The 8,116-nt window shown below is 70.8% G+C and carries 7 protein-coding genes; 6 read left to right on the plus strand and 1 reads right to left on the minus strand.

The annotated features are described in order from the left end of the window. From V7004_RS14170 to V7004_RS14190, 5 genes are all read left to right on the plus strand, one after another. A partial coding sequence (locus tag V7004_RS14170; RefSeq protein WP_334144779.1) for an alpha/beta fold hydrolase occupies positions 1-978 on the plus strand: 978 nt, incomplete at its 5' end. Positions 979-987: 9 nt separating this feature from the next. Further along, positions 988-1,383 (plus strand): hypothetical protein, encoded by a 396-nt coding sequence (locus V7004_RS14175; protein ID WP_334144781.1) that lies wholly within the window; start codon positions 988-990, stop codon positions 1,381-1,383. 87 nt (positions 1,384-1,470) lie between these two features. Then, on the plus strand, positions 1,471-2,634 hold the full coding sequence (locus tag V7004_RS14180; protein ID WP_334144782.1) for a GuaB3 family IMP dehydrogenase-related protein: 1,164 nt from the start codon (positions 1,471-1,473) through the stop codon (positions 2,632-2,634). 10 nt (positions 2,635-2,644) lie between these two features. Continuing rightward, a complete protein-coding gene (guaA, locus tag V7004_RS14185) occupies positions 2,645-4,186 on the plus strand; it encodes a glutamine-hydrolyzing GMP synthase (RefSeq protein WP_334144784.1) in 1,542 nt (513 codons plus the stop codon). A 3-nt stretch (positions 4,187-4,189) separates the two neighbouring features. Next, complete coding sequence (locus V7004_RS14190) at positions 4,190-5,005, plus strand: dienelactone hydrolase family protein (protein ID WP_334144785.1); 816 nt, start codon at positions 4,190-4,192, stop codon at positions 5,003-5,005. Positions 5,006-5,057: 52 nt separating this feature from the next. On the opposite strand, the gene V7004_RS14195 is transcribed toward V7004_RS14190, so the two are convergent. Continuing rightward, positions 5,058-5,903 carry a hypothetical protein gene (locus V7004_RS14195; RefSeq protein WP_334144787.1) on the minus strand — a complete coding sequence of 282 codons (846 nt, stop codon included), beginning with the start codon at positions 5,901-5,903 and terminating at the stop codon, positions 5,058-5,060. 175 nt (positions 5,904-6,078) lie between these two features. Between V7004_RS14195 and V7004_RS14200 the strand changes: the two genes are divergently transcribed. Further along, positions 6,079-8,116: ATP-dependent helicase (locus tag V7004_RS14200; RefSeq protein ID WP_334144789.1), on the plus strand; the 2,038-nt coding region annotated here is incomplete at its 3' end.

Below are 8,116 nucleotides of genomic sequence, written 5' to 3' on the forward strand. Positions count from 1 at the left end.
GTCGTGAGTACCGTGAGTGCGGTGCCGCTGAACACGCTCGCGCCGGGCGATCTGGACCCCGGTCGGTTCCCCGTGCACACCTACACCGGTCGTGGGTTCCGGCAGGCCTACGTCCGGGAGGGTGAGGGCGGGGTGCCGCTGCTGCTCGTGCACGGTTGGCCCGAGACCAAGCGAATCTGGTGGCGGGTCATCGAGCCGCTGGCCGCGGCGGGCTTCGAGGTCGTCGCCCCCGATCTGCGGGGCTTCGGCGACTCCGAGGTCGGCCCCGACGGCTTCGGCGACGTCGCCGCCCACTCGAGGGATCTCCACGCGCTCCTGACCGATGGCCTGGGGCATGAGCGGGTGGTGCTCGCCGGTGGCGACCTCGGCGGGCCCGTCATCCAGGACCTGGCGCTGCGCTGGCCCGAGCTCGCGGACCGGCTCGTGCTGTTCAACGCGCCCGTGCCCGGCATCGGCCGCCACGCCCGGCGACCGGTCGGTGGCAGCGCGCACGACTACTTCGTCCGCCAGGGCACCGACGCGGACGCGCTCGCGGCCGAGCTGGCCACGCCCGCCCAGCGGCGGCGCTACATCGCCACCTTCTACACCTCCCGCTTCTGGGCTCATGACGGAGCCTTCGGGCCCGACGCGGTCGACTTCCACACCGAGCCCTTCGCCGACGGGTCGTCGCTGCGGGCCAGCTTCCGGGCCTACGAGTCCTTCTTCGACCCGGCCGCGCGCAGTGAGGAGTCGGTACTCGCACCCAACCCCGACCTGCGGGCCCTCATCCTGTACGGCCCGTCCGATCACGTCATCCCGGACGGGTTCGATCTCGACGCCGCCGAGGCCTTCCCGGACCACGTCGGGCCGTTCCTCCTGCGCGAGTGCGGCCACTTCGTGCCCTGGGAGGCGCCGCACGCCTTCGCCAGCGCCGTCACCGCGTTCTGCGGGGACCTCCTGGCCGGCTGGCCGGGACGCTCGAGCCGGTCCAGCGAGTAGCGTGCCGTCATGCCGAAGCTGATCTTCGAGGCCGACACCCAGCAGGAGCTGGTGGCGCAGGTCAAACGCTGGCTGGCGTCGCTCGAGGCCGGCGACGACGGCACGATCTCCGTCAGCCAGGCCATCACCCAGGGCGCCGAGCTGACGAAGGACGCGCTGCGGATCATCGCCGCGGCCGCGCCGAAGCCGGTGGCCCAGAACGAGCTGGTGAAGTCGCTCACCGAGATGGGCTACAAGGCCACCGATGCGACCTCCCGGGCCCTCGTGGAGGGGCTGGACACCATGGAGGCGCTCAGCGGCGGCAGCGTGCTCCGCCAGGTCAGCGAGAAGGGTCGCAGCGCGGTGTACCAGATGAACGTGGCGGTGGCGAAGCAGGTGCTCAAGACCCTCACCGGGGGTTCCTGAGGGTCGGGGTAGACTGATCGTTTCAGCGGGCTGGAGGCGCAGGGCCCGGGCATCGGAGCTCGGCGACGGAACTGAAGGGGCTGCCAAGTGGCTGAGGTCGAGATCGGCATCGGCAAGTCAGGTCGGCGGGCGTACGGGTTCGACGACATCGCGATCGTGCCCAGCCGGCGAACCCGCGACCCCGAGGACGTCGACATCAGCTGGGAGATCGACGCCTTCACCTTCGACCTGCCACTCATGGCCTCCGCCATGGACGGGGTGGTGAGCCCCGCCACCGCGATCGAGATCGGCCGGCTCGGAGGGGTGGGGGTGCTCAACCTCGAGGGGCTGTGGACCCGCTACGAGGATCCCGAGCCCTACTTCGAGGAGATCGCCTCGCTGCCGGCCGAGAAGGCCACCCGGCGGATGCAGGAGATCTACGCCGCGCCGATCCGCCACGAGCTGATCGGCGAGCGCATCCGCCAGATCAAGGACGCCGGGGTGGTGTCGTGCGCGTCGGTCACGCCCCAGCGCACCGAGGCGTTCGCCAAGTACCTCATCGAGGCGGAGCTCGACCTGCTCGTCATCCAGGGCACGGTGGTCTCCGCCGAGCACGTCTCCAAGACCCACGAGCCGCTCAACCTGAAGAAGTTCGTGCGCGAGCTCGACATGCCGGTGATCGTCGGCGGCTGCGCCAGCTACCAGGCGGCCCTCCACCTGATGCGCACCGGCGCGGCCGGGATCCTGGTCGGTGTCGGTCCCGGCCATGCCTGCACGACCCGCGGGGTGCTGGGCATCGGCGTTCCTCAGGCCACCGCCATCGCGGACGCCCGGGCGGCGAGGATGCGCCACCTCGACGAGACGGGCGTGTACGTGCACGTGATCGCCGACGGAGGCATGGCCACCGGTGGTGACATCGCCAAGGCCATCGTCTGCGGGGCCGACGCCGTGATGATCGGCTCGCCGCTCGCCGCTGCCGAGGAGGCACCCGGGCGTGGCTACCACTGGGGTATGGCCACGTTCCATCCCACCCTTCCTCGGGGCGCCCGGGTGAAGACCGAGATCCGGGGCACCCTGAAGGAGATCCTGGTCGGCCCCGCGCACGAGAACGACGGCCGGATGAACCTCTTCGGTGGGCTCCGCACCTCGATGGCCACCTGCGGGTACGAGTCGGTCAAGGAGTTCCAGAAGGCCGAGGTGATGGTGGCCCCGGCGCTGCAGACCGAGGGCAAATCTCTGCAGCGAGCCCAGCACGTGGGCATGGGCCACTGATGGGCACCAGGTGAGCGAGCAGCACGTCGACACCGTCCTCGTCGTCGACTTCGGCGCCCAGTACGCACAGCTCATCGCCCGCCGGGTGCGCGAGGCGCACGTCTACAGCGAGATCGTCCCCCACACCATCTCGGCGGCGGAGCTGGCTGCCCGGCAGCCGATCGGCGTGATCTTCAGCGGCGGGCCGAAGTCGGTCCACGTCGAGGGTGCCCCCCGGATCGACCCGGCGGTCTACGACCTGGGCGTGCCGATCCTCGGCATCTGCTACGGGGCTCAGCTCATCGCGCTCCAGCTCGGCGGGGAGGTGGCCGACACCGGGCGGGGTGAGTACGGCAAGACCGACCTCGAGGTGCTCAACGAGGGTGTGCTGTTCGGGGGGCAGCCGGCCCGCCAGCAGGTCTGGATGAGCCACTTCGACTCGATCACCCAGGCGCCACCCGGCTTCGAGACCACGGCCATGACCGACGCGGTGCCTGCCGCGGCGTTCGAGGACGTCGACCGGGGGGTCTACGGCGTGCAGTTCCACCCGGAGGTGGTCCACACGCCGCACGGGCAGGACATCCTCAAGCATTTCCTCTACGACGCCTGCGACGCCCTGCCCACCTGGACCATGTCCTCGATCATCGAGACCTCCGTGGAGGCGATCCGCGAGCAGGTCGGCTCGGGCCGGGCCATCTGCGGGCTGTCGGGAGGGGTGGACTCGGCCGTGGCGGCCGCGCTGGTCCACAAGGCCATCGGGCACCAGCTCACCTGCGTGTTCGTCGACACCGGGCTGATGCGCCAGGGCGAGGGCGACCAGGTCGTGGAGACCTTCCAGCGCCACCAGGGCATGGAGCTGATCCACGTGCGAGCGGCCGACCGCTTCTTCGAACGGCTGGCCGGGGTGACCGACCCGGAGGAGAAGCGCAAGGCCATCGGCGAGTTGTTCATCCGGGTGTTCGAGGACGCGTCGGGGGGCGTCGAGGACGCCCGCTTCCTGGTGCAGGGCACGCTGTACCCGGACGTCATCGAGTCCGGCACCAGCGAGGCCGCCCGGATCAAGAGCCACCACAACGTCGGCGGGCTCCCCGAGGACATGGAGTTCGAGCTGGTCGAGCCGCTGCGCAACCTGTTCAAGGACGAGGTTCGCCGGGTGGGCGAGGAGCTGGGCCTGCCGGAGGAGATCGTCTGGCGTCAGCCCTTCCCCGGTCCCGGGCTGGGGGTACGCATCATCGGTGAGGTCACCCCGGAGAAGGTGGCCATCCTCCAGCAGGCCGACGCCATCGTGCGGGAGGAGATCCGCAAGGCCGACCTCGAACGGGAGATCTGGCAGGCGTTCGCGGTGCTGCCCGACATCCGCAGCGTCGGCGTGATGGGCGATGAGCGTACCTACGCCCACCCGATCATCATCCGGGCCGTCACCAGCGAGGATGCCATGACGGCCGACTGGGCCCGGCTCCCCTACGACCTGCTCGAGCGGCTCTCCAGCCGGATCATCAACGAGGTGCCCGGCGTGAACCGGGTGGCCTACGACATCACGTCGAAGCCACCGGGCACCATCGAGTGGGAGTGAGCCGTGCCCGACCCTCTCGACGACTTCGAGGACCGGCCCTTCACCTTCGACGGCCGGACCAGGCGGGTCTTCTGGAAGGGGAACGGCCCTGCGGTGATCGTGATGTCCGAGATCCCCGGCATCACGCCCCGGGTCGCGGACTTCGCCCGCCGTGTGGTCGACCTCGGCTGCACGGTGGTCCTGCCGAGCCTGTTCGGCGAACCCGGTCGTGACCCGGGACCGCTGTACGCCCTGCGTTCCCTCGTGCCGGCGTGCGTCTCCCGCGAGTTCCGGGCGTTCGCGGTGGCGCCCACCTCGACGCCGATCAGCCGGTGGTTGCGAGCGCTGTCCACGGCCGCGCACGCCACTTGTGGAGGCCCCGGGGTGGGCGCGGTGGGGATGTGTTTCACCGGCGGGTTCGCCCTCGGGATGATGCTCGACGCGCACCTCGTGGCGCCCGTGCTCAGCCAGCCGTCCCTGCCGATCGGGCCGGTGCGCCGGGCCCGGTTCTCGCTGGGGCTGGGGGAGGAGGAGCTCGCTGTCGTGCGCGCCCGCGCAGCCGGCGGCACCCGGGTACTCGGCCTGCGCTTCACCTGCGACCGGCTCGTGCCGGCCGAGCGCTTCGCCCGGCTCCGCACCGAGCTCGGTGACGCCTTCATCGGGGTGGAGATCGACTCGTGTCCGGGCAACCCGTGGGGCATTCCCCGCTCGGCCCATTCGGTGCTCACCGAGCACCTCGTCGACGAGCCGGGGCACCCCACCAGGGCGGCGCTCGAGCAGGTGCTCGAGTTCCTGCGGGAGCGCCTGGTCGGGGCCACCGCCGGATCCGACGCCTCCTGAGCGGCCCGCAAGGCCGGGCGGCCGCACGGGTGCCCGGCAGGCATCAGGCGGGTCAGGCGCTTCGCCGCTGGTCGGCGTCGTGGACCAGAGCCAGCGGTGGTGCGCCCGAGGTGGGGGACGCCGGATCGGGCAGGGTGATCGAGCACCGCGCAGGGTCGTCGACCCTCACACCGGCGGCAGCGGCGAGGACCGCGGCGAGATCCATCGCCTCGGTCGGGGGAACCCGCACGTCGACCTGCTGCGCCGGTGTCTCCGCGTCGTACTCCGAACCTCGGTAGCGGTGTCGGACCGTCACCGTGGCCGCGGACCAGGTCCCCTCCAGACCCCGCTCGGCCAGCAGGGTCGAGACAGCCACCCGGCGGACGGGTTCCACGATGATGGTGACGAGCGCATCGGCCGCACCGGCTTGCTGCCGGCCCCGCTGGCCCTCCGTACGCGTGGGCGCCTCCGCACCAGTGGCGTCCTCGTTCGGCGCGGTGGCCGCCGGCGGCGCCGGCGATGGTCGGGTGGGCTGGTCGGTCGTCGGTGGTGACAGCAGGGACGCGGCCTCCGCCGAGAGCGCGTACACGCCGTGGCGGCGCAGGACCCCCTCGGCGGCCCGCAGGAACGCTCCCCGCTCAGCCACGGTCCAGGCTCCCCGGGGGCCGGAACCGGGCGGGGGTTCGATGATCTGCCGCTCCACCCGCCAGTTGCGGATGGTGAACCGCTCGCCGGTGCGGGGGTTCGGCGTCGACCAGTCGATGGCGCTGCGCGGCGGGCTCGCAGGCGCGGGGGGCCGCCACCCGATCATCTCGAGGTCGGCGAAGAGCGCGCTCGGGGGCTCGAGTCCGTCGTAAGCGACCTCGAGCCACACGGTGGGCTGACCGGGTCGAGTTCGGACGGTGACGGTCAGGGGCATATGTACCTCCGGGCGCTGTCGTGCGACGGTTCAGTCTCCCCGGTGATCGGCCGGAGCGACCTCGGAGCTGATCACGAGCGGATGAAAGGTCACTGATCGCAACCTGACCATCCCGACCGGGGACGTAAGTAGATGGCCGGGGGCTGTCGGTGGCGCTCGGTAGGGTGGGCGGGGCATGGCCGACATCGCCCCCGCCGACACCACCTCTGCTGAGGACGAGCCCCGTGGTCCGAGCCGACCCGACCTGCTGGAGGGGCTCAACCCCGTGCAGCGCGAGGCGGTCACGCACGGCGACGGGCCGCTGCTGGTCATCGCCGGGGCGGGGTCGGGCAAGACCCGGGTGCTCACCCACCGCATCGCGCACCTGATCCGCGACCGGGGGGTCTCCCCGTTCGAGATCCTGGCCATCACCTTCACCAACAAGGCCGCCGACGAGATGCGTCAGCGGGTCGGCAGCCTCGTCGGCCCCGTGGCGGAGAAGATGTGGGTGTCGACCTTCCACTCCGCCTGCGTGCGGATCCTGCGCCGCGACGCCGGCCTCATCGGGTTCCCCTCGTCGTTCACCATCTACGACCAGGCGGACTCGGTGCGTCTGGTGGGCTACGTGATCCGTGACCTGGGGCTCGACGCCAAGCGGTTCCCGCCCCGGTCGGTCCAGGCGACGATCAGTGCGGCCAAGAACGACGGCATCGACGTCGATGAGTACGCGGAGCAGGCCCGGGTGATCTTCGAACGCAAGATCGCCGACATCTACCGCGAGTACCAGAGCCGACTGCAGCGGGCCGGGGCCATGGACTTCGACGACCTGCTCGGCTCCACGGCCCGGCTGTTCCGGGAGCACCCGGACGTGCTCGATCACTACCGTCGCCGGTTCTCCCACGTGCTCGTCGACGAGTACCAGGACACCAACCGGGTGCAGAACGAGCTGGTGCTGCAGCTCGCGGCCGAGCACCGCAACGTCTTCGTGGTCGGCGACTCGGATCAGTCCATCTACCGGTGGCGAGGAGCCGACATCCGCAACATCCTGGCGTTCGAGGACGCCTTCCCGGATGCCACGGTGATCGTGCTCGAGCAGAACTACCGCTCGACCCAGACCATCCTCGACGCGGCGAACGCGGTCATCGCCAACAACTTCGGGCGCAAACCGAAGGAGCTGTGGACCGAAGCCGGCTCCGGGGAGCCCATCGTGCGCTACCACGCCGATGACGAGACCGACGAGGCGCAGTGGATCGCCCACCAGATGGCCCACCTTCACGATGGTGGCCAGTACCGCTGGGGTGACATCGCGGTCTTCTACCGCACGAACGCGCAGAGCCGGGTGGTCGAGGAGCACCTCATGCGGGTCGGCATCCCGTACAAGGTGGTGGGAGGCACGCGGTTCTACGATCGTAGGGAGGTCAAGGACGCGCTGGCGTACCTGCGGGCGGTGGTGAACCCACTCGACGAGGTCAGCATCAAGCGGGTGTTGAACACCCCGAAGCGAGGGGTGGGCGAGAGCACGGTGGCCCGCCTCGACGTGTGGGCGAACGCCCGGGGGTTGCCGTTCATCGACGCGCTCCGCCGGGCCGCCGATGCCGGGGTCAGCGGACGAGCGGGCAAGGGCATCGAGGCCTTCCTGGCGCTCGTCGACGACCTCGCCGAGATGGTCCCCCAGGGTCCCGGGCCACTCCTGGAGGCGGCGGTCACCCGTTCCGGTTACGTCGCGGAGCTGGAGGCCGAGCATTCCATCGAGTCCGAGGGTCGGTTGGAGAACCTGGCCGAGCTGGTGGGCGCGGCGCGGGAGTTCGAGTCGGTCGACGAGTTCCTCGAGCAGATCAGCCTGGTAGCCGACACCGACGAGCTCGACGACGACGACTCGTCGGTCGTGCTCATGACCCTGCACTCGGCCAAAGGCCTCGAGTACCCGGTCGTGTTCCTCATCGGGCTGGAAGACGGCGTGTTCCCGCATCTGCGCTCGATCGGTGAGCCCGACCAGCTCGAGGAGGAGCGCCGGCTCTGCTACGTGGGCATCACCCGGGCGATGGAGCGCCTCTACCTCACGCACGCCTGGAGCCGCACGCTCTACGGGGGCACCCAGTACAACCCACCGAGCCGGTTCCTCGACGAGATCCCGGAGGCACTCGTGCAGCAGGTGCAGGGGCGTCGGCGGCCGTCGCGGCGCTACGCAGGCGACTCGTACGGTGCGCCCGGCGATGCCTGGCGCGGGGCGGGTG

The organism is Rhabdothermincola sp. (assembly GCF_036846205.1).
Lineage (GTDB): Bacteria > Actinomycetota > Acidimicrobiia > Acidimicrobiales > Acidimicrobilacustridaceae > Rhabdothermincola.